Source organism: Mesorhizobium sp. BH1-1-5, from assembly GCF_020165615.1.
Classification (GTDB): Bacteria; Pseudomonadota; Alphaproteobacteria; order Rhizobiales; family Rhizobiaceae; genus Mesorhizobium.
This window is the reverse complement of sequence record NZ_JAIUIM010000009.1, coordinates 169,017-188,129: the sequence shown is the minus strand read 5'-3', so window position 1 is coordinate 188,129 and position 19,113 is coordinate 169,017. Positions and strand designations below refer to the sequence as shown.

Annotated in this window: 20 protein-coding genes and 1 pseudogene; 11 read left to right on the top strand and 10 right to left on the bottom strand. The window is 64.9% G+C overall.

Annotated elements, in window-relative coordinates:
* Positions 1-51: 51 nt before the first annotated feature.
* The 4 genes from sppA to LB572_RS14590 all read left to right on the top strand — a co-directional run bounded on the left by sppA (position 52) and on the right by LB572_RS14590 (position 2,905).
* Positions 52-1,008 (top strand): signal peptide peptidase SppA, encoded by a 957-nt coding sequence (gene sppA / locus LB572_RS14605; RefSeq protein WP_140809803.1) that lies wholly within the window; start codon positions 52-54, stop codon positions 1,006-1,008.
* A 77-nt stretch (positions 1,009-1,085) separates the two neighbouring features.
* Positions 1,086-1,370: an integration host factor subunit beta gene (locus LB572_RS14600; protein WP_027165368.1), complete on the top strand. Its 285-nt coding sequence runs from the start codon at positions 1,086-1,088 to the stop codon at positions 1,368-1,370.
* A 220-nt stretch (positions 1,371-1,590) separates the two neighbouring features.
* Positions 1,591-1,920 carry a DUF1049 domain-containing protein gene (locus tag LB572_RS14595; protein ID WP_224668200.1) on the top strand — a complete coding sequence of 110 codons (330 nt, stop codon included), beginning with the start codon at positions 1,591-1,593 and terminating at the stop codon, positions 1,918-1,920.
* Between the two features lie 22 nt (positions 1,921-1,942).
* On the top strand, positions 1,943-2,905 hold the full coding sequence (locus LB572_RS14590; protein WP_224668199.1) for an ornithine cyclodeaminase family protein: 963 nt from the start codon (positions 1,943-1,945) through the stop codon (positions 2,903-2,905).
* 3 nt (positions 2,906-2,908) lie between these two features.
* Here the strand turns inward: LB572_RS14590 and LB572_RS14585 are convergent, their stop codons facing one another.
* From LB572_RS14585 to LB572_RS14575, 3 genes are all read right to left on the bottom strand, one after another.
* Positions 2,909-3,334, bottom strand: a complete 426-nt coding sequence (locus tag LB572_RS14585) for an EVE domain-containing protein (RefSeq protein ID WP_224668198.1) — start codon at positions 3,332-3,334, stop codon at positions 2,909-2,911.
* Positions 3,331-3,711: a VOC family protein gene (locus LB572_RS14580; RefSeq protein WP_224668197.1), complete on the bottom strand. Its 381-nt coding sequence runs from the start codon at positions 3,709-3,711 to the stop codon at positions 3,331-3,333. The genes LB572_RS14585 and LB572_RS14580 overlap by 4 nt, the downstream gene beginning before the upstream one ends.
* A gap of 70 nt (positions 3,712-3,781) precedes the next feature.
* Positions 3,782-4,492: a helix-turn-helix transcriptional regulator gene (locus LB572_RS14575; protein ID WP_224668196.1), complete on the bottom strand. Its 711-nt coding sequence runs from the start codon at positions 4,490-4,492 to the stop codon at positions 3,782-3,784.
* A gap of 107 nt (positions 4,493-4,599) precedes the next feature.
* On the opposite strand from LB572_RS14575, the gene LB572_RS14570 reads away from it, so the two are divergent.
* The 6 genes from LB572_RS14570 to LB572_RS14545 all read left to right on the top strand — a co-directional run bounded on the left by LB572_RS14570 (position 4,600) and on the right by LB572_RS14545 (position 11,599).
* Positions 4,600-5,643 carry a class I SAM-dependent rRNA methyltransferase gene (locus LB572_RS14570; protein ID WP_224668195.1) on the top strand — a complete coding sequence of 348 codons (1,044 nt, stop codon included), beginning with the start codon at positions 4,600-4,602 and terminating at the stop codon, positions 5,641-5,643.
* Positions 5,644-6,504, top strand: a complete 861-nt coding sequence (locus tag LB572_RS14565; RefSeq protein WP_224668194.1) for a TrmH family RNA methyltransferase — start codon at positions 5,644-5,646, stop codon at positions 6,502-6,504.
* A 23-nt stretch (positions 6,505-6,527) separates the two neighbouring features.
* On the top strand, positions 6,528-7,010 hold the full coding sequence (gene lspA / locus LB572_RS14560) for a signal peptidase II (protein WP_224668193.1): 483 nt from the start codon (positions 6,528-6,530) through the stop codon (positions 7,008-7,010).
* A 54-nt stretch (positions 7,011-7,064) separates the two neighbouring features.
* Positions 7,065-8,054: an MDR family oxidoreductase gene (locus tag LB572_RS14555; RefSeq protein ID WP_224668192.1), complete on the top strand. Its 990-nt coding sequence runs from the start codon at positions 7,065-7,067 to the stop codon at positions 8,052-8,054.
* Positions 8,055-8,247: 193 nt separating this feature from the next.
* Positions 8,248-10,527, top strand: a complete 2,280-nt coding sequence (locus LB572_RS14550; protein ID WP_140803318.1) for a PAS domain-containing sensor histidine kinase — start codon at positions 8,248-8,250, stop codon at positions 10,525-10,527.
* A gap of 184 nt (positions 10,528-10,711) precedes the next feature.
* Complete coding sequence (locus LB572_RS14545; protein ID WP_140803319.1) at positions 10,712-11,599, top strand: GNAT family N-acetyltransferase; 888 nt, start codon at positions 10,712-10,714, stop codon at positions 11,597-11,599.
* 85 nt (positions 11,600-11,684) lie between these two features.
* On the opposite strand, the gene LB572_RS14540 is transcribed toward LB572_RS14545, so the two are convergent.
* Together LB572_RS14540 and grpE are read right to left on the bottom strand one after the other, a co-directional pair.
* A complete protein-coding gene (locus tag LB572_RS14540) occupies positions 11,685-12,317 on the bottom strand; it encodes a trimeric intracellular cation channel family protein (RefSeq protein ID WP_140803320.1) in 633 nt (210 codons plus the stop codon).
* A gap of 103 nt (positions 12,318-12,420) precedes the next feature.
* Positions 12,421-13,053, bottom strand: coding sequence for a nucleotide exchange factor GrpE (gene grpE, locus LB572_RS14535; protein WP_140803321.1), 633 nt, complete (start codon positions 13,051-13,053; stop codon positions 12,421-12,423).
* Between the two features lie 217 nt (positions 13,054-13,270).
* Between grpE and LB572_RS14530 the strand changes: the two genes are divergently transcribed.
* Positions 13,271-13,471, top strand: coding sequence for a hypothetical protein (locus tag LB572_RS14530; protein ID WP_140803322.1), 201 nt, complete (start codon positions 13,271-13,273; stop codon positions 13,469-13,471).
* 100 nt (positions 13,472-13,571) lie between these two features.
* Here the strand turns inward: LB572_RS14530 and LB572_RS14525 are convergent, their stop codons facing one another.
* The 5 genes and pseudogenes from LB572_RS14525 to LB572_RS14495 all read right to left on the bottom strand — a co-directional run bounded on the left by LB572_RS14525 (position 13,572) and on the right by LB572_RS14495 (position 19,105).
* Positions 13,572-14,192 (bottom strand): DJ-1/PfpI family protein, encoded by a 621-nt coding sequence (locus tag LB572_RS14525; RefSeq protein ID WP_224668191.1) that lies wholly within the window; start codon positions 14,190-14,192, stop codon positions 13,572-13,574.
* A gap of 195 nt (positions 14,193-14,387) precedes the next feature.
* Positions 14,388-15,983 (bottom strand): annotated as a pseudogene (locus tag LB572_RS34400) (GMC family oxidoreductase).
* A 78-nt stretch (positions 15,984-16,061) separates the two neighbouring features.
* A complete protein-coding gene (locus LB572_RS14505; protein ID WP_224668190.1) occupies positions 16,062-16,595 on the bottom strand; it encodes a DUF934 domain-containing protein in 534 nt (177 codons plus the stop codon).
* Positions 16,596-16,695: 100 nt separating this feature from the next.
* Entirely contained in the window at positions 16,696-17,460 is a 765-nt protein-coding gene (locus LB572_RS14500; protein ID WP_224668189.1) for a phosphoadenylyl-sulfate reductase, read from the bottom strand.
* Positions 17,435-19,105, bottom strand: a complete 1,671-nt coding sequence (locus tag LB572_RS14495) for a nitrite/sulfite reductase (protein WP_224668188.1) — start codon at positions 19,103-19,105, stop codon at positions 17,435-17,437. Before LB572_RS14495 ends, LB572_RS14500 begins: the two co-directional genes overlap by 26 nt.
* Positions 19,106-19,113 lie beyond the last annotated feature (8 nt).

Sequence of the window (19,113 nt, the reverse complement as noted above, 5' to 3'; positions counted from 1 at the left end):
GCCGAAGCTTGCTTTAAAAGCGTGCTTTCCCACCCACCCATGAGGCTGACGATGGCAATGAGAGCCGACGACCTGATCGACCGCCGCCGCTTGCGCCGCAAGCTGACCTTCTGGCGCGTGGTGGCGTTTCTGGTTCTGGCGGCAGCCATCATCGCCTTCTCGACCTGGGTCTATGACGACAATTTTACCGGCCAGGCAGTCCCGCATATCGCCAAGGTCAAGATCGAAGGCACCATCACCGAGGACGAGGAGCTGCTCAAAAGGCTGGAGGCGATCCGCAAGTCGCCGGAGGTGAAGGGCGTCATCCTGTCGATCGATTCGCCTGGAGGCACGACGGTCGGCGGCGAGTCGACATTCGAAGCCGTGCGCAAGCTTGCCGGCGACAAGCCGGTGGTGGCCGAAGTCGGCACGCTGGCGGCATCGGCCGGCTACATGATCGCAAGCGCTGCCGACCACATCGTCGCCCGCAAGACCTCGATCGTCGGCTCGATCGGCGTGCTGATCCAGTATCCCGACGTCAGCGGTCTCATGGACAAGCTCGGCATCAAGCTGGAGGAAGTGAAATCGTCGCCGCTCAAGGCTTCGCCCTCGCCTTTCAAGCCGACCAATGATGACGAGCGCGCCATGGTGCGCAAGCTGATCCTCGACAGTTACGACTGGTTCGTCGGCATCGTCGCCGACCGCCGCAAAATGACGCATGAGCAGGCGCTGGCGCTGGCCGACGGTTCGATCTTCACCGGCCGCCAGGCTTTGGCCAATCACCTGGTCGACGCCGTCGGCGGCGAGCAGGAGGCGATCGACTGGCTGACGACGAAGGGCGTGGACGGCAAGCTCAAGGTCGTCGAGTGGAAGGACAAGGACAGGCGCGGCGGTTTCCTGTTTTCCCAGTCGATGGCAAAAATGGCGGCCAAAGCGCTTGGCCTGCCGGATGCCGGCGGCGATATCATTCACGAGCTTGGCGCCGACCGCTTGTTTCTTGACGGTCTCGTTTCGGTCTGGCACCCTTGACATCTCGCCGGGACGAGCCAAAAAAGCAATAAAATCATCCTGATAATCGATTGCAGTGGTTTTACGGGGAACGTTCTATGATCAAATCCGAGCTTGTGCAGATCATTGCTGCGCGCAACCCGCACCTTTTCCTGCGCGATGTCGAAAACATCGTCGGCGCGATCTTTGACGAGATCACCGATGCGCTTGCCGAGGGCAACCGGGTCGAATTGCGCGGTTTCGGCGCCTTTTCGGTGAAAAACCGTCCCGCCCGCACCGGCCGCAACCCGCGCACCGGCGAGTCCGTCGAGGTCGAGGAAAAGTGGGTGCCGTTCTTCAAGACCGGCAAGGAGTTGCGCGAAAGGCTGAACGGCGGCAAATAAGCGCCGCGTCAGTGGGCTGAAACGGCATCTTGGCGCTTAAAGCATGTCTCCCGAAAGTGGAGACCGGTTTCGGGACAAAGACATGCGCGCTTTAATGCATGTCGCCCAAAAGTGCGCAGCGGTTTTGGGGGACGACATGCATCAAAACAAAGACTTAAAGCGCGTCGACTGAATCCGTTTCAGCGCGACGCGCTTTAAGAAGCCTCTCCATGGAGATCTGATGTTCAATCGCGTCATCCTCGTCGTGGTCTTCGTGCCTCTGGCCATCATCCTGATCGCGCTCGCCGTCGCCAACCGCGGCGCCGTCGCCTTCACGCTCGATCCATTCCATCCCGGCAATCCCGCGCTGACGCTGAACCTGCCGCTTTTCATCTTCCTGTTCCTGGCCTTGGCCGTCGGCATGGTCGTCGGCAGCATGGCAACCTGGGTGAAGCAGGGGCGCTACCGCAAGCTCGCGCGCCAGCGCGGCCTGGAAGCCGAAAACCTGCGTCAGGCGGTGAGCCGCCTGCCCGCTGCGTCCAACGGACCGGCGCTGCCCAAGCCGAACTAGCTAACGCTTCACGGAGCCTTCGATGCTGACCATTTCGGCCGCCGAGGTCGACCGCGCGCTGACCTTTCCCGGCCTTGTCGAGACGTTGCGCACCGCTTTCCGCGATGGCGCCGTGCAGCCGGTTCGCCACCATCATGGCGTCGAGCGGCCGGACGGCGCCGCCTCGACACTGCTTTTGATGCCGGCCTGGACCGACTTCAACGCCGCCGGCACCTCGGCGGGAGGCCATATCGGCGTCAAGATCGTCACCGTGTCGCCGGATAACAACACAAAAGGCAAGCCGGCGGTGATGGGCCTCTACCTCTTGCTCGACGGCGTCACCGGCGAGCCGCAAGCGCTCATCGACGGCCAGCGGCTGACGCAGTGGCGCACGACCTGCGCCTCGGCGCTCGCCGCCTCCTATCTCGCCCGCAAGGACGCCTCGCGGCTTCTGGTGATCGGCGCCGGCGCGCTGTCGCCCTTCCTTGCCAAGGCGCATTCGGCGGTCCGGCCGATCACATCCATCCGCATCTGGAACCGCACGCCGGCCAACGCCGAAAAGGTCGCCGCCGCCTTGCGCGCCGAAGGCCTTCCGGCGAGCGCCGCCGTCGATCTCGACGCCGAGCTCGCCGAGGCCGACATCGTCGCCTCGGCGACGATCTCGAACACGCCCCTGGTCAAGGGCGCGCTGCTGAAACCGGGCGCCCATGTCGACCTCGTCGGCGGCTTCACGCCCGACATGCGCGAGGCCGATGACGACGCCATTTCCCGCGCCCGCGTCTATGTCGACACCCGCGCCGGCGCCACCAAGGAAGCCGGCGACATCGTCCAGCCGCTGGCCTCGGGCGTGCTGAAGCCGGAAGCGATCGTCGCCGATCTGCACGAATTGGCGCGCGGAGAAAAGCAGGGCCGGCAGAGCGACAGCGAAATCACGCTGTTCAAGTCGGTCGGCGCCGCCCTCGAGGACCTCGCCGCCGGCATCGCGGTCTACAAGGCGCTCAAATAGCCGCTAGGCCAGCTTGGTCCCCATCGCCTCGCCGATCAGCCGGAAATCATGCTCGCTGATTTCGAACAGGCCGAAACGAAGCTGATAGCCCCAGTTCGGCTTGCCTGCGGTAAAGTCGAGCCGGTCGAGCAGGGACTTGATCGGCGCCTCCTTGGCGTCGACCCAGTCGACGTCGCGCCTGGCGGGCGTGAAACCGCCGCCCATGACGCCCTCATACACCTCGCCTTGCCGCACCGTGCCGAGGGCCGTGAAGGATTGCAGCCCGTCCTTCTCGCCGAGCACCGTGCTCGGCGAGTAGTAGACGATGCCGTCGCCCGGCTTGATACGACGCAACGGCGCCGCCTTGCCGTGATTGACCTGCATGAAGCCATCCTTGCGGCCGATCCGCACATGCTCGGCCGATGCGACGGCTACCCAGAAAGCGCTCATCCTTGCGCTCCCTCGAACGGCCAGTAGACGCGCAGGCGATGATTGTCCGGATCGAGCGCCACGAAAGTGCGGCCGAAATCGAGATCGGTTGGAGCCTGCAGTACGTTGATCCCCCTGCCAGTCCAATCCGCATGGGTGGCGTCGACCGCTGCCGCGTTCTCGACGGCAAGCACGAGCTCGCCGCCACCGCCTGCCGCCGCCGCGGCCGGTTCGACCGCATGGCGCGACCAGAGGCCGAGCTTGAAGCCCTTGTCGAGCACGAACATCGCGAAGGTCGGCGAGGTTTCGACCGGCTCGCGCCCAAGCAACGAGGCGTAGAACGCGCCGCTCTTTTCCGGGCTGTCGACATAGAGGATGACGAAATTCGGCGTGGTCATATCTGATCTCCAAAGTGTCTGAACCTTGGAGACCATATGCGGGCCTGCTGTCAGATTCTGGCAGCAACGATCAGCGGGAAGCGTCTTTCGCGCCATTCGCGCCCGGCGCATCGAGCGTCGCCCGCCACTCCTTCAGCATGGCCTGGCGGCGGCGCGGATAGCGGATGTCGGTCGCTGTCAGGCCGGACATCCGGTCGGCGCGGAAATGCCGGAAATCCTGGCGCGTTTCGCACCACGCCACCATCACCCGCACCTTGTCGAAGAAGGCGAGCGCGAATGGCCAGACCAGGCGCTTCGATGCCGCTCCCCCAGCGTCACGATAGAGAAAGCCGAGCTTGCGCTCGTCGCGGATCGCCTGCCGCACGACACCGAGGTCGATCGCTTCGGCATTTTCCGAGCCCGGCCCAACGAGCAGCGTCGTTGCATCGAGGTCTTCGCGCAAATCATCCGGCAGCACCGCCGCGATCTTGGCCAGCGCATCCGTCGCGGCAGCCGCCAACCTTTTGTCCGGCTGCTTCGCCACCCAGCGCGATCCAAGCACGATCGCCTCGATCTCCTCGTCGCTGAACATCAGCGGCGGCAGCATGAAGCCGGGCTTCAGCACATAGCCAAGCCCCGCCTCGCCTTCGATCGGCGCGCCCTGCCCCTGCAGCGTCGCGATATCGCGATAGAGCGTGCGGATCGACACGCCCATCTCGTCCGCAAGCGTGCGGCCGCTCACCGGCCGGCGGTGGCGGCGCAGGATCTGGACGAGGTCGAGCAGGCGGGCTGAACGGGACATAGTCGGTTTCGCGTCTCAAAAACTGGGTGCATCGCAGATGCGGGACCATTTTGTTGCGCGGCCCGAAGCCCTATGTCAAAAGCGGCCTGCCGTTCCGGAGACCGTTCTTGAAATCCTTTCGCGATCGAAACCGCGACAACCGCCCGCGCCAGCCTGCGAAAGCCAGCAGCGTCCAAGCACGTCCAGGTGAAGCGAGGCCGGAGCACCGGCAGGAAGCCAAACCGGCGCCGCGCGTGCTTGCGCGCCGCGAGGGCTCCTTGCCCGCCGAGCGCCTGCCATTGATCCTCGAAGTCGCGCCCAACGCCAATTACGCGCTGCTCGACAGCGGCGCCGGCGAGAAGCTCGAGCAATACGGTCCCTACCGCATCGTGCGCCCCGAAGGCCAGGCAATCTGGCAGCGGGCCCTCCCGGCCAAGGAATGGGAACGCGTCGACGCCATCTTCACCGGCGACACCGACGAGGAAGGCATCGGCCGCTGGCGCTTTCCAAAGGTGCCGCTCGGCGAGACCTGGCCGATGAAGCATGACGGCATCGACTATCTCGGCCGCTTTACCTCGTTTCGCCATGTCGGCGTCTTTCCGGAACAGGCTTCGCATTGGGACCATATGGCAGGGCTGATCGCGTCGGCGAAGCGCCCGGTCAAGGTGCTGAACCTCTTCGGCTATACCGGGCTTGCCTCACTGGTGGCGGCCCGCGCCGGCGCCGAGGTCACCCATGTCGATGCCTCGAAGAAGGCGATCGGTTGGGCGCGCGAGAACCAGGAGATGGCCGGCCTTGCCGAAAAGCCGATCCGCTGGATCGTCGAGGACGCCATGAAATTCGCCGAGCGCGAGGAGCGTCGCGGCAGCCGCTACGACATCGTGCTGTTCGATCCGCCGGCCTATGGCCGCGGCCCCAAGGGCGAGGTCTGGCAATTGTTCGAAGACCTGCCGGGCCTTACCGACCTCTGCCGCTCGATCCTGACGCCTAAACCATTGGCTGTCGTCCTCACCGCCTATTCGATCCGCGCCTCCTTCTTCGCCATCCATGCGCTGATGCGCGATACTTTCGCCGGCATGGGCGGCACGGTCGAGTCCGGCGAACTGATCATTCGCGAGAAATCCGCCGGCCGCGCGCTGTCGACCTCGCTGTTCTCGCGCTGGGTGGCCTGAATGACTGCACATGACGGCGCACGCCCTGTCGGGCAGGTCAAGGAAGTCACCAGCCTCGCCAATCCGCTGGTCAAGGACATCAAGGCGCTGGCGCTGAAGAAATTCCGCGACCAGCAGAACGCCTTCATGGCCGAAGGCCTGAAGCTGGTCATCGACGCCCTCGACCTCGGCTGGTCGATCAGAACCTTGGTCTTCGCCAAGGCCGGACGCGGCAATGCGGCCGTCGAGAAGGTCGCAGCGCGCACCGTCGCCGCCGGCGGCACGGTGCTCGAAGTCTCGGAAAAAGTGCTCGCCGCCATCACCCGCCGTGAAAACCCGCAAATGGTGGTGGGCGTCTTCGCGCAGCAGACCGTGCCGCTGAAAGACATCCGCGCCAGGGACGGCGACGTCTGGGTGGCGCTCGACCGGGTACGCGACCCGGGCAATCTCGGCACCGTGATCCGCACCGTCGACGCCGTCGGCGCCAAGGGCATCATCTTGGTCGGCGACACCACCGATCCGTTCTCGCTTGAGACGGTGCGCGCCACCATGGGCTCGATCTTCGCCGTGCCCATCGCCAGGGCGACCGAGCAGGCCTTCCTCGCCTGGCGGCGCGATTTCTCCGGCCTGGTCGCAGGAACGCACCTCAAGGGCGCGGTCGACTATCGCTCCGTCGACTTCTCAAGGGGGCCGGTCTTGCTGTTGATGGGCAACGAGCAGCAGGGGCTGCCCGAGAGCCTCGCCGAAAGCTGCGACCGGCTGCTCAGAATCCCCCAGGCAGGCCGCGCCGATTCGCTCAATCTGGCGGTCGCCACTGGCGTGATGCTGTTCGAGATCCGGCGCGGCGCATTGAAGCTCGATCCCGCCAACGACATCCGATGAAGGCTGGCGATGAGGACTGCTAAGTGAAATCCTGGTCCCCTTATGTCGTGCTGGTCGTCATCGCCATTGCGCTCGACCAGTGGATCAAGCAGCTGGTCGAGAACGGCCTCGCCTTTCAGGAGAAGGTCGATCTGCTGCCGTTCCTGGCGCTGTTTCGCACCTACAACACCGGCATTGCCTTCTCGATGTTCCAGTCCTTCGGCGATACCGGCCTGGTGGTTATCGCCGTGCTGGTCGTCGCCTTCGTGCTCTATCTCGCCACGCGCACGCCTGCTGGCCATGTCGTCGCCCGCATCGGCTTTGCGCTGATCATCGGCGGCGCGCTCGGCAACCTCATCGACCGCGCCGCCTACGGCCACGTCATCGACTACATCCTATTCCACACGCCGGTCTGGTCCTTCGCGGTGTTCAACCTCGCCGACACCTTCATTTCGGTCGGCGCGGCTCTGGTCGTCTTCGACGAGCTGATCGGCTGGCGTCGCCAGCCGAAGCCGTCGCAAGATTGACCTCGAGCGGCGGTCGCCGCACAGTTGGTTCAGAGTTAAAACGAGGAGAAAAAAGTGTCAGATACCTTCAAAGCCATCCTCGTTTCGCGCGATGCGGACAAGAAGCAGTCCGTCGATATCGTCGACCTCACCGAGGCCGACCTGATGGAAGGCGATGTCACCGTCGCCGTCGAGGCCACCACGGTGAACTACAAGGACGGGCTCGCCATCACCGGCAAGGCGCCGGTCGTGCGCCGATGGCCGCTGGTTCCAGGCATCGATTTCGCCGGCACCGTGATCTCCTCCTCGCATGCCGACTGGCGCAAGGGCGATAAGGTGATCCTCAACGGCTGGGGCGTCGGCGAGACGCATTACGGCGCCTATGCCGGCCGCGCCCGCGTCAAGGGTGACTGGCTGGTGCCACTGCCCGAGGGCATGAGCGCGCATGATGCGATGGCCGTCGGCACGGCAGGCTACACGGCCATGCTCTGCGTCATGGCGCTGGAGCGGCACGGCATCGTGCCCGACCGCGGCCCGGTGGTGGTCACGGGCGCCGCCGGCGGCGTCGGCTCGGTCGCCATCTCGATCCTGTCGAGCCTCGGCTACCATGTCATCGCCTCCACCGGCCGCAACGCCGAAAGCCCCTATCTGATCGACCTCGGCGCGGCCGAGGTGATCTCGCGCGAAGAGCTCAGCCAGCCCGCGAAGCCGCTCGCCAAGGAGCGCTGGGCAGGCGGCGTCGATTCGGTCGGCAGCCACACCTTGGCCAACGCGCTGTCGATGACCTCCTATGGCGGCGCGATCGCCGCTTGCGGCCTGGCCGGCGGCATGGACCTGCCGGGAAGCGTCGCGCCCTTCATCCTGCGCGGAGTCTCGCTGCTCGGCATCGATTCGGTGATGGCGCCGAAAGCGGTCCGCCTGGAGGCATGGCGCCGCATCGGCACCGATCTCGACTTGAAGAAGCTGTCGACATTGTCGCACACGGTCGGTTTCGACGGCATCGTCGCCGCCGCGCGAGACATCGTCGAAGGCAAGGTCAGGGGCCGCGTCGTCGTCGATATGTAGCTGGAGCAATTCCAGGAAAAGTACGCGGCGGTTAGGCCCGTAGCCTTCCGTCCGCAATTGCTTGGAAACAACGGCCAGACCCCGCAAAGTCCCGGTTTTGCCCGCGCATGCGGGCGGCCGGAATCCGCGCGATCGCTAAAATTCGAACGATCCCTCCCAGTGTTCCATAATTTCTGTCTGGCATGGTCTGCGCATGGTCGCGGACTCCGACATCAGACAGGACAGCAAAGCCGCGGGCGCTGACAGGCTCATCCCCGATGCGCCGAAGCGGCAGGTGCTCGTCGCGCCGCCGCTGGCTCCCGAATTGCCCGCGGCCAGCCACGAAGGTCTGCCGTTCCTGACAATCGTCGCCATCGCCGTCCTGGCTGGCCTGGCGCATCTCACCGGAGCGCCGATCATCGTCACCATCGGCCTCGCCGCCGCGGCGCTTGCCGGCCTGGCCATGCATCTGCGCAACCGTCGCGACGAGCGGCGCACCGCAGCGCTTCTCGACGAGACCGCCGCCCGCAGCCGCGCCGAGATCGAGACTCTCGCCGACCGCATGTGGGAGATGCAGGAGAGCGAGGAGCGCTTCCGCGGCCTGATCGACGCGCTTGGCGACCTCGTCGTCCATCGCGATCGCGACGGCCATATCGTTTATGCCAACACCGTCTTTGCCTCGCTTGTCGAGGTCGACGCGCGCGATCTTGCCGGCAAGACCTTGTCCGAGCTCGGCATCGATGTCGGCGTCGTTCCCGACGCCGCCTTCTCCGATCATGAATGTCTGAGTTCCACCGATGTCGCGATCCGCACCCCGAACGGGCCGCGCTGGTTCTCCTGGATCGAATTGTCGGTGCGCGACAAGGACACGGGCGCGGTCTCGCACCGGGCGATTGCCCGCGACATCACCGCCCGCAAGCGCGCCGAATCCTCGCTGATCACCGCGCGCGAGCGCGCCGAATACGCCAGCCAGGCCAAGTCGCGCTTCCTCGCCACCGTCAGCCATGAGATCCGCACGCCGATGAACGGCATCATGGGCATGGCGAAGCTGCTTGCCGACACCGACCTCTCGCCCGAACAGCGCACCTATGTCGGCGCCGTTTCCACCTCGGCCAGCGCGCTGCTCGCGCTCATCGAGGACCTGCTCGACTATTCCAAGATCGAGGCCGGCCGCTTCGAGCCCGAGCCGCAGCCGACCTCGCTGCGCGAAATCGCCGACAACATCATCGAGCTCCTGGCCGCAAAGGCCTTCGCCAAGAACATCGGCCTTGGCTGCCATGTCGAGCCCGACGTGCCGCAGATGATCACCGCCGATCCCGGCCGCGTGCGCCAGGTGCTGATCAACCTCATCGGCAATGCGGTGAAGTTCACCGACACGGGCGGCGTACTGCTCACCGTGGCGCGCGCCCGCACCGAGACCACCGACCGCATCTGCTTCACCGTCGCCGACACCGGCCCGGGCCTACGCGAAGAGGACATGGAGCGCATCTTCGAGGAGTTCGAACAGTCCGACGGCACCTCGACCAGGGTGCATGGCGGCGCGGGTCTCGGTCTTGCCATCTCGAAGCGGCTGGCCACCGCGATGGGCGGCACGATCTCGGTTTCGAGCCGGCTCGGCGAAGGGTCCGAATTCGTCCTCGAGCTTCCGGCGGTCGCGGCGACCGAGCCGCCGCCGCATCGCCACAACATCCTTGCCGACCGGCGGGCGGTGATCGTGTCGAAAAACGCCGTCGAGGCCGATGCCATCGCCCGCGCGATCAGGGCCCATGGCGGCATCGTCGAGATCGCGGCGACACCAAGCCAGGCCGCTCCCTTCGCTGCCGGCTGCAACGTGCTCCTGATCGACGCCGCGCTCGAAAACAGCGACGGCAGGCTGCTCAAGCGGCTGCGCGACTCAGGCTTCGCCGACTGCGAGGCCATCACCCTGATCGCGCCGACGGATCGCGGCATGCTCGGCGAATTCCGCGCCAGCGGCTACGCCACTTTCCTCGCCAGGCCGGTGCGCGGCGAAACCCTGCTGCGGGTGCTGTTGACCAGCCATGGCTCCGCGCTTGCCCAGCCGCAGCCACAGCCGCGCGAGGCTTCCTCGGCGCGCAAGCGGGACCAGGGCTTGTCGGTGCTGATCGCGGAAGACAACGACATCAACGCCATGCTCGCCCGCGCCACGCTGCTCAAGGCCGGGCATCGCGTCAAGATCGTCGGCAACGGCAAGGCCGCGGTCGATGCCGTTACCGATGCCGGCCTGAAGTTCCGCTTCGACGTGGTGCTGATGGACCTGCATATGCCCGTCATGGACGGGCTGGACGCGATCGCCGCCATCCGTCGCCATGAAGAGTCGCTCGCCATGCCGCCGATCCCGATCATGGTGCTCTCTGCCGACAGCCAGGAAAAGACCCGGCATGCCGTGCTCGCCCACGGCGCCAGCGGTTTCGTCACCAAGCCGCTCGACCCGGACGCGCTCGTCCAGGCGGTCGAGGGCCAGGTTGCCGCCTGAGGAAATTTTTAACGCTTGAAACGCCTTGGCACGCTTGGCTTTCGCGGCCACAAGATAGCCGGTTGATGGTATTGCCCAGCCGACAAAGTATTGCCCGCCACGTCGTATCACGGTACTGTCACAATCCTGTTGCACCTACACCGTATCCCCGTGCCAAGAGGGATGGCTCGAAGGAGAATCACTCGTGCATACAGTCGTGCCTGAATGTGACACTCGGCCGAACGCCGGCGGCGCCCTGCTCGCTGCCCGTAGCGCCGACGCCGTCGCAAGCGGTGCTCCGCTGGGCCGCATCGGCAATCTCGAGGTGCGGCTCGCCCGCAACGAGGCCGAGATCGCCGCCGCGCAGGAAGTCCGCTATCGGGTATTCTACGACGAGCTTGGCGCGAGGAAGGACCTTTTCCAGGCGCAGGACCGGCGCGACGCCGACCGTTTCGACCCGCTCTGCGATCACCTTCTTGTGTTGGACACCTCCCTTCCCGGTCCCGAGCATCGCCGCATCGTCGGCACCTATCGCTTGCTGCGGCAGGAGATCGCCGCGACCGCCGGCGGCTTCTATTCCGAGGGCGAGTTCGAGCTCACCAAGCTGATCGCCAGGCACCCCGGCCAGCGCTTCCTCGAGCTCGGCCGTTCCTGCGTTCTGCCGGAATACCGCTCCAAGCGCACCATCGAGGCGCTCTGGCAGGGCATCTGGGCCTATATCAACCACTACGACATCGGCGTGATGACCGGCTGCGCCTCCTTCCATGGCATCGTGCCGGCGGCGCATGCCGAGGCGCTGACCTATCTCGCCCATCATTGCCGCACCAACTCCGCCTGGGACGTTCGCGCGGTTCCGGGACGCTACTGCTCCATGGACCTGATGCCGATCGAGGCGGTGAACACCAAGGCGGCGATCGCCGCCATGCCGCCGCTGGTCAAGGGCTACCTACGCGTCGGCGCTCGCATCGGCGACGGCTGCGTCATCGACCACGAATTCTCGACCGTCGACGTCTTCGTCGTCATGCCGGTCAAGGAGATCGGCGCCCGCTACGTCAATTACTATGGCGGCGAAGGGCAGCGCTTCGCGGCATAGCGAATAGCGAATAGCGAATAGCGAATGGAAACGCTATCTCGGGTAATCTCTACTCTCTACTCGCTACTCCCTATTCGCTACTCGCTTAGGGGATGTCTTCCGGCCTCCGTCCCGGCCGGCTCTTATAGGCCGGAAACGACCAGCCGAATTTAAGCGCCCCGCCGCGCACCATGAACGCGCCCGCGAAGCCGAGCAGGCTGGAGGCCAGCGCCGGCAGGCCGGCAAGATCGCCAAGCGTGAAGATGGTGGCGCCGGCAAGGGCGGCCGTCACATAGATTTCTGGCCTGAGCAGCACCGAAGGCTCGCCGGCAAGCAGGTCGCGCAAGATGCCGCCGAAGGTCGCCGTCAGCACGCCCATGACGACCGACACGACCGGCGAGCCGGTGATCGCCAGCCCCTTGGCCGCGCCCATCACGGAGAACGCGGCAAGTCCGATGGCGTCGAGCCAGAGCAGCAATTTGTAGCGCGATTCGAACCGGTGCGCGCTGAAGAAGACCAGCACCGCGACGACGGCGCAGATCAGCACATAGCCGCTGTTGGCGACCCAGAACACCGGCAGGTTGAGGATGGCGTCGCGCAACGTCCCGCCGCCGATGCCGGTGACGCTGGCCAGGAACAGAAAGCCGATGATGTCGAGCTCTTTGCGCGATGCGGCAAGCGCGCCCGTCGCCGCGAAGACGGCGACGCCGGCATAGTCGAGCAACGCGATGGGGTTCATTGGGTGAGCGAGTAGTGAGTAGCGAAAAGTGAGTAGAGGAATAGCACGAAGCCGCAGAGAAATATCAGTCCCCTACTCACTACTCCCTATTCGCTACTCACTATCAAGCATCCTTCTCGGCCTGCTCGTTCACCGGGCCCGGCTCGACCTTCGCCTCGCCGGTTGCCTTCGGGCCGCCCTTGGCGACGCCGACCATCGCCGGCCGCAGCACGCGCTCGCCGATCGAATAGCCAGGCTGCACCACCTGGACAACGGTACCGGCCGGAACTTCCGGATTCGGCACCTCGAACATCGCCTGGTGGAAGTTCGGATCGAACTTCTCGCCTTCGGGCGCGAGTTTCTTCACGCCATGGCGCTCCAGCGCCGAAAGCATGGCGCGCTCGGTGAGGTCGACGCCTTCGATCAGCGACTTGAAGCCGGCGTCGCCGCCAGCCTTCGCCTCGGCGGGGATCGCGTCCAGCGCGCGGCGCAGATTGTCGGACACCGACAACATGTCGCGCGCGAAATTGGCGACGGCGTAGGCGCGGGCGTCCTGAACGTCGCGCGCGGTGCGCCGCCGCAAATTCTCCATCTCGGCCGCGGTGCGCAGCGCGCGGTCCTTCAGTTCCTCGTTTTCCTTCAGCAGCCGCACCAGCGCTTCGTAGTCGCCGTCGACGCCACCTTCCGCACGCTCGCCGGAAGCCTGGGTGGCTTCCATATCTTCGGGCGTGCGTTCGTCTTTTGCCTGGTCGCTCATCGCGTTTCCCGTCATTCGGATTGGTCTGGATTTGCGCCCGATATCGAGGTTTGGGCGTCAAAAATCAAGGGGTAAGCGCTGGCCGCGGATGTCGGGCCATCGTTTCAAATTAATTCAAATTTTACCGTATCACACAGCTTTGCTTGCCCTCAAATGCCGTTGCGGGAACCATAAGCGGGCTGGAGGAGTTTCGAAGCCGACACAGGATTTTGGGACGATGAACGGCAACAACGGCAACAGGCGCGCCGAATTGGCCAACGATATCAGGCGGCAAGCGGGCAGCGAAGCGACGAAGCGCTTCATGCGCACCTTGCCGGCATTTCGCTTGGAAAAGAAGGTGCCCCAGCGGCTGAGCGACCTGCTTGACCGCCTCGACAACGCCGAGGCGAAGACTGCGGGCGGCGGAAGGCGTCAATAGCCGTACGCCGCAATTAGAGCAATTCCAGGAAACGTGTGTAGCGGTTGGGCTCGGCGACTTCGCCGTAGCCTTCCGTCCGGAATTGCGCAAAAAACAAGTTTCAGGCCGCCTTGCGGTCGTCACGCATCAGCGCTTCGCCGTGGCGGATCTCGGTGCCGAGCACTTTCAGGCATTCCCGCATGAAGGCGGCAAGGCCCGGCCAGCCCTTGGCTGAAACCAGATTGCCGTCGACATGCGCGCCGGTCGGCGCGACATCGATATAGATGCCGCCGGCAAGCGTCACTTCCGGCTCGCAGTAATGCAGCGCCGCGACTTCCTTGCCGCGCACCACGCCATCGACCGCGATCAGGATCTGAGCGCCATGGCAGATGGTGAAGATCGGCTTGCCTGTTTCATGGAAATGCCTGACCAGCGCCTGCACGCGCTTGTCGATGCGGATATATTCCGGCCCGCGCCCGCCCGCCGCGTACACCGCGTCGTAGTCGGCAGGGTTCACCTCGGTGAAGGTCTTGTTGAGGATGTAGTCATGGCCGAGTTTTTCGGTATAGGTCTGGTGGCCCTCGAAGTCGTGCAATGAGGTCTTGAGCACATCGCCGGCCTTCTTGTCGGGACACACGACATGGACGGTGTGGCCGACCGCGTGCATGGCCTGTTCAAAGACGAAAATCTCGTACTCCTCGCTGAACTCGCCAACGAGCATCAATATTTTCTTGCCTGCCATGCTGCTTCCTCCCTTAGCTGGTTATTTATTTCGGATCGCGAAATAATAACTCTATCCTAAGGGCAAGACGATCAAAGGGGAAGCACGAATCGTATGGCTGGTCTGACCAGATGGATTTCGCACTATCGATTGGCGCGTAAAGAGAACGCTATGGAGGGAAAACCGAAGAGACTGGTCCGACCAAGACCGGCAGGATCAGGTCGCTGCCTGGATCATGTCCGCGGCCTTCTCCGCGATCATGATCGTGGGCGCATTGGTGTTGCCGCCGATCAAGGTAGGCATCACCGAGGCATCGACCACACGCAGCCCTTCCAGCCCGCGAACCTTGAGCTTCGGATCGACCACGGCCATGTCGTCGATGCCCATCTTGCAGGTGCCGGCAGGGTGGTAGATCGTGTCGGCGCGCGCCCTGATATGCGCCATCAGGTCGGCATCGCTTGAAGTGCCGGCGGTGTAGATTTCCCTGGCGCGATATTTCGCCAGCGCCGGCGCTTCCAATATGGCGCGCATCATCCGCACGCCCCTGAGTAGAAGGTCGGCGTCGCGCTCGTCCTCTAGGAAGCGCGGGTCGATGCGCGGCGGCGCTAGCGGATCCGCGCTCATCAGCCCCACCTCGCCGCGGGAATGCGGCCTCAGCACACAGACATGGCAGGAAAAGCCGTAGCCCATATGCAGCTTGCGGCCATGGTCGTCGACGATGGCGATGCAGAAATGCAATTGCAGGTCGGGACGCTCGATCGCCGGGTCGGATTTGAGGAAAGCGCCGCCTTCGGCATAGGGGTGGCGATCATGCCGGTGCCGTCCTTGCGCCAGCGCAGCATGTGCCTGATCAGGCCCGGCATGCCGCGCAGGCCGATGCCCATCAGATCCGTCTCCCGCGACTTCCAGGCGAGGATGAAATCGAGATGGTCCTGCAGATTCCGGCCGACGCCGGGCAATTCGTGGACGAGCGGAATACCATGCGCCGCGAGCTCGACCGCCGGACCGATGCCCGAGAGCAGAAGCATCTGCGGCGAACCGAACGCCCCGCCGCACAGGATGACCTCGCGTCTGACTTCCGCGACCGCTTCGCTCTTGCCGATACGATAGCGCACGCCTGTGGCGCGCTTGCCGTCGAGGACGACGCGCGTCGCATGCGCGCCGGTGACCACGGTGAGGTTCGGCCGGCCGATCGCTGGATGCAGATAGGCGGCCGCCGCCGAGCAGCGCTCGCCGTTTCGGCCCTCGCCCCAGAACTGCGTCACCTGATAGAGGCCAGCCCCTTCCTGCTCCGGCCCGTTGAAGTCGTCGTTGCGCCTGATCTGGTTTTCGCCGCAAGCCTCGACGAAAGCGCTGGAGATCGCGCGCGGTTCCTGCTGCTCGGCGACCCTCAGGGGCCCGTCGCCGCCATGCAGGGCATCGGTGCCGCGCTGGTTGCCCCTCGGCGCGCCGGAAATAGGGTAGCACCTCGTCCCACAACCAGCCATTGCAGCCGAGACCGGCCCATTCGTCATAGTCGCGGCGGTAGAGCATGGCGTTGATGGCGCTGGAGCCGCCCAGGGCCTTGCCGCGCGGCTGCTAGCCCCTGCGGCCGTTGAGGCCCTCTTGCGGCACTGTGGCGAAAGCCCAGTTGTTGATCTTCGGCCGCCCCGGCAGCAGGGCGATGATGCCGGCCGGCGCGCGGATCAGCAGATCCTTGCCGACGCCGCCCGCCTCGAGCAGGCAGACCGTCTTCGATGGGTCATCGGAAAGCCTGGCGGCAAGCGCCGAGCCGGCGGAGCCGCCGCCGGCGATGACATAGTCGTAGCGCATCTTCTCCCCCCGGCGGATGTTTCCGTCCGTTTACCCGAGAGAATGCCTGCCGGCGCGATTTGTAAAGATGCCGCCGCGTTAGCTCGGTCGCTTGCGCCGCCAGGAATATTTCGGCCCCTTGGGCTCCTGCTCCACGGCTGGCTGATAGTACACCGGCAGACCACCGGTCCGGCCTTCCTCAAGACGCTTCAACAGCACCGGATTGGAGACCTCGAACTCGTCGAAGCCGAGCCGCAGCATATGCGGCAGCTGGTCGACCAGCACCTGGCCGGTGGCGCGCACCGCGCCCTTGAAATGATGCCGGGCCCGCAGCAATTCGCCCTTGGAAAAGGAGCGGCCGTCATTGAAGGCCGGGAAGGCGAGCGCCACCAGCGACAGCTGGTCCAGCAGGCCGGTTATCTTGTCGAGCTCGTCGCCCGGCTGCAGCAGAACGCCGAGGCGCTCGCGGGCCGACTTGCGGACCTCCTCATCAAGCCCGAGAAACGCCTGCAGCGGCAGGATGAAGCGGCCATTGCCGGCGAGCGCCTCGGCGCCTTCGGCGTGGGTCCACTCGTCCTCGCGAAAACCGTCCGTGGTCCAGAGGCGGGTCCCCGCTGTCGTCGATCCAATCATCAAAAATCCTAAAGTTCAAAATTGTCCCAGCGAGCCGGCAGGCCGCCAGCAACCGGAAGCCGCCGCTTGCGAACCGGCATCACGTGGATAGCGATATACCCTAAAGTGAGGCGTCGGTCAGCGACTTCTCCAGGCCCGACAAATGGATGCCGCACTCTGTCTTGGCGTGGCCAGCCCAGCGGCCGCTGCGCGCATCCTCGCCCGGCTGCACCGGCTGCGTGCAGGGAAAGCAGCCGATCGAAAGATAGCCATAGGCGACCAGAGGATTTTCGCGCAGCGCGTGCGCACGCATATAGTCGGCCTGGTCCGACGTCGTCCAACGCGCCAGCGGGTTGATGCGGATGCGCGAGCCGACCGCCTCGAAGACCGGAAGTGCCGCCCGCGTCGACGCCTGGAAGCGCTTGCGCCCGGTGAACCAGGCGCGGAACGGCTCGACGCCGCGCGCCAGCGGCTCGACCTTGCGCACGTTGCAGCAGGAATCGGTGTCGGTCTCATGTAGCCTGCCGGTCGGGTCGACACGTTCTAACGCCGCCTCCTCCGGCTTGATCACCCTGATATCGGTCAGGCCGAAATCGGCGACCAGCGCGTCGCGATAGCCGAGCGTCTCGTCGAAATGCTTGCCGGTGTCGAGGAAGATCACGGGCAGGGTACGGTCGATCTCCGAAATCATGTGCAGCAGCACGGCGGAGTCCGCGCCGAAGGACGACACGGCGGCGACCTCGCCGCGGAAGGCTTCGCGCACCGAGCGCTCGATGATCTCGATCGGCTTCAGATGGCCGTGCAGCGCGTCAAGCCCCGCCGCTTCCGCGGCAATGCCGGCCTCGACGCCGCCCACCCGGTCAAGCGGCCTTAGTTTCGCCAGCATAGAGCGCCTCCTTGAACGGCGCGGGACCGACACGGCGGTAGGCGTCGATAAAACGTTCGTCGGGATTGAGCCGAAGGCCGAGATAGGTATCGACGATCTGCTCGATGGCATCGGTGATCTCTTCCGAGGAGAAGCCGCGGCCGATGATCTCGCCGACCGAGGTGTTCTCGTCGGCCGAGCCGCCAAGCGTCACCTGGTAGAGCTCGGAACCCTTCTTCTCCACACCCAGGATACCGATATGGCCGACATGGTGGTGGCCGCAGGCGTTGATGCAGCCGGAGATCTTCAGCTTCAATTCGCCGATCTCACGCTGCCGCTCGAGCGAAGCGAAGCGGCGCGAGATTTCCTGCGCCACCGGAATGGAGCGTGCCGTGGCGAGCGCGCAATAATCGAGGCCCGGGCAGGAAATGATGTCGCTGATCAGGTTGGAATTGGCCGTCGCCAGGCCGATCTCGACAAGCGCGTCATAGACCGCCTTGAGATCGGCGCGCGCCACATGCGGCAGGATCAGGTTCTGCTCGTGGCTGACCCGCAATTCGTCGAAGGCGTACTTCTCGGCGATGTCGGCGACGGCTTCCATCTGGCTGTCGGTGACGTCGCCGGGCACCTCGCCGATGCCCTTGAGCGAAATCGTCACCGCCGCGTAGTCGGGGTGACGATGCGTCACGACATTCTGGTCGAGCCATTCCGAAAAGCCTTTGGAGTCGAGACGTGCCTGCTTGACGAGAGCATCGCCTTCCGGCCGTGCCGACAGCGCCGGCGGCGCGAAATAGGCGTTGATGGCCGCGATGTCGGCCTCCGGCAACTTCAGCTCGGTGTCCTTGAGCTCCTGCCATTCGGCCTCGATCTGCCGTACGATCTCCTCGACGCCGGTCTCGTGCACCAGGATCTTGATGCGCGCCTTGTACTTGTTGTCGCGGCGGCCGTAGAGGTTGTACACGCGCAGGATCGCCGTGCAGTAGGACAGCAACTCGGCTTCCGGCAGGAAGTCGCGGATCTTCTTGGCGACCATCGGCGTGCGGCCCAAGCCGCCGCCGACATAGACGGCAAAACCCAGCTCGCCGGCCGCGTTCTTCTTCAGGTGCAGGCCGATGTCATGCGCCTGGATGGCAGCCCGGTCGCGCTCGGCCCCAGTCACCGCGATCTTGAACTTGCGCGGCAGGAACGAGAATTCCGGATGAACCGAGGACCATTGCCGCAGGATTTCGGCGTAGGGACGCGGATCGGCGACCTCGTCCGCGGCCGCCCCGGCGAAGTGGTCGGCGGTGACGTTGCGGATGCAATTGCCGCTGGTCTGGATGCAATGCATCTCGACGCTGGCGAGATCGGCCAGGATCGCCGGAACGTCGGCGAGCGCCGGCCAGTGGAACTGCAGGTTCTGGCGCGTGGTGAAATGGCCGTAGCCCTTGTCGTATTTGCGCGCGATATGGCCGAGCATGCGCAATTGCCCACTGTTCAGCGTGCCGTAGGGCACCGCGATGCGCAGCATATAGGCATGCAGCTGCAGATAGACGCCGTTCATCAGCCGGAGCGGCCGGAACTGGTCCTCGCTGATCTCGCCGGCGAGCCGGCGCTTTACCTGGTCGCTGAACTCGGCGACGCGGGCCTGAACGAAATCGTGGTCGAACTCGTCGTAACGGTACATGCTTCGTC

Bases quoted from the DNA above. Each gene is read 5' to 3' on its own strand.
- sppA (WP_140809803.1), top strand. From the start codon at position 52: ATGGCAATGAGAGCCGACGACCTGATCGACCGCCGCCGCTTGCGCCGC.
- LB572_RS14600 (WP_027165368.1), top strand. From the start codon at position 1,086: ATGATCAAATCCGAGCTTGTGCAGATCATTGCTGCGCGCAACCCGCAC.
- LB572_RS14595 (WP_224668200.1), top strand. From the start codon at position 1,591: ATGTTCAATCGCGTCATCCTCGTCGTGGTCTTCGTGCCTCTGGCCATC.
- LB572_RS14590 (WP_224668199.1), top strand. From the start codon at position 1,943: ATGCTGACCATTTCGGCCGCCGAGGTCGACCGCGCGCTGACCTTTCCC.
- LB572_RS14585 (WP_224668198.1), bottom strand. From the start codon at position 3,334: ATGAGCGCTTTCTGGGTAGCCGTCGCATCGGCCGAGCATGTGCGGATC.
- LB572_RS14580 (WP_224668197.1), bottom strand. From the start codon at position 3,711: ATGACCACGCCGAATTTCGTCATCCTCTATGTCGACAGCCCGGAAAAG.
- LB572_RS14575 (WP_224668196.1), bottom strand. From the start codon at position 4,492: ATGTCCCGTTCAGCCCGCCTGCTCGACCTCGTCCAGATCCTGCGCCGC.
- LB572_RS14565 (WP_224668194.1), top strand. From the start codon at position 5,644: ATGACTGCACATGACGGCGCACGCCCTGTCGGGCAGGTCAAGGAAGTC.
- LB572_RS14550 (WP_140803318.1), top strand. From the start codon at position 8,248: ATGGTCGCGGACTCCGACATCAGACAGGACAGCAAAGCCGCGGGCGCT.
- LB572_RS14540 (WP_140803320.1), bottom strand. From the start codon at position 12,317: ATGAACCCCATCGCGTTGCTCGACTATGCCGGCGTCGCCGTCTTCGCG.
- grpE (WP_140803321.1), bottom strand. From the start codon at position 13,053: ATGAGCGACCAGGCAAAAGACGAACGCACGCCCGAAGATATGGAAGCC.
- LB572_RS14530 (WP_140803322.1), top strand. From the start codon at position 13,271: ATGAACGGCAACAACGGCAACAGGCGCGCCGAATTGGCCAACGATATC.
- LB572_RS14525 (WP_224668191.1), bottom strand. From the start codon at position 14,192: ATGGCAGGCAAGAAAATATTGATGCTCGTTGGCGAGTTCAGCGAGGAG.
- LB572_RS14505 (WP_224668190.1), bottom strand. From the start codon at position 16,595: ATGATTGGATCGACGACAGCGGGGACCCGCCTCTGGACCACGGACGGT.
- LB572_RS14500 (WP_224668189.1), bottom strand. From the start codon at position 17,460: ATGCTGGCGAAACTAAGGCCGCTTGACCGGGTGGGCGGCGTCGAGGCC.
- LB572_RS14495 (WP_224668188.1), bottom strand. From the start codon at position 19,105: ATGTACCGTTACGACGAGTTCGACCACGATTTCGTTCAGGCCCGCGTC.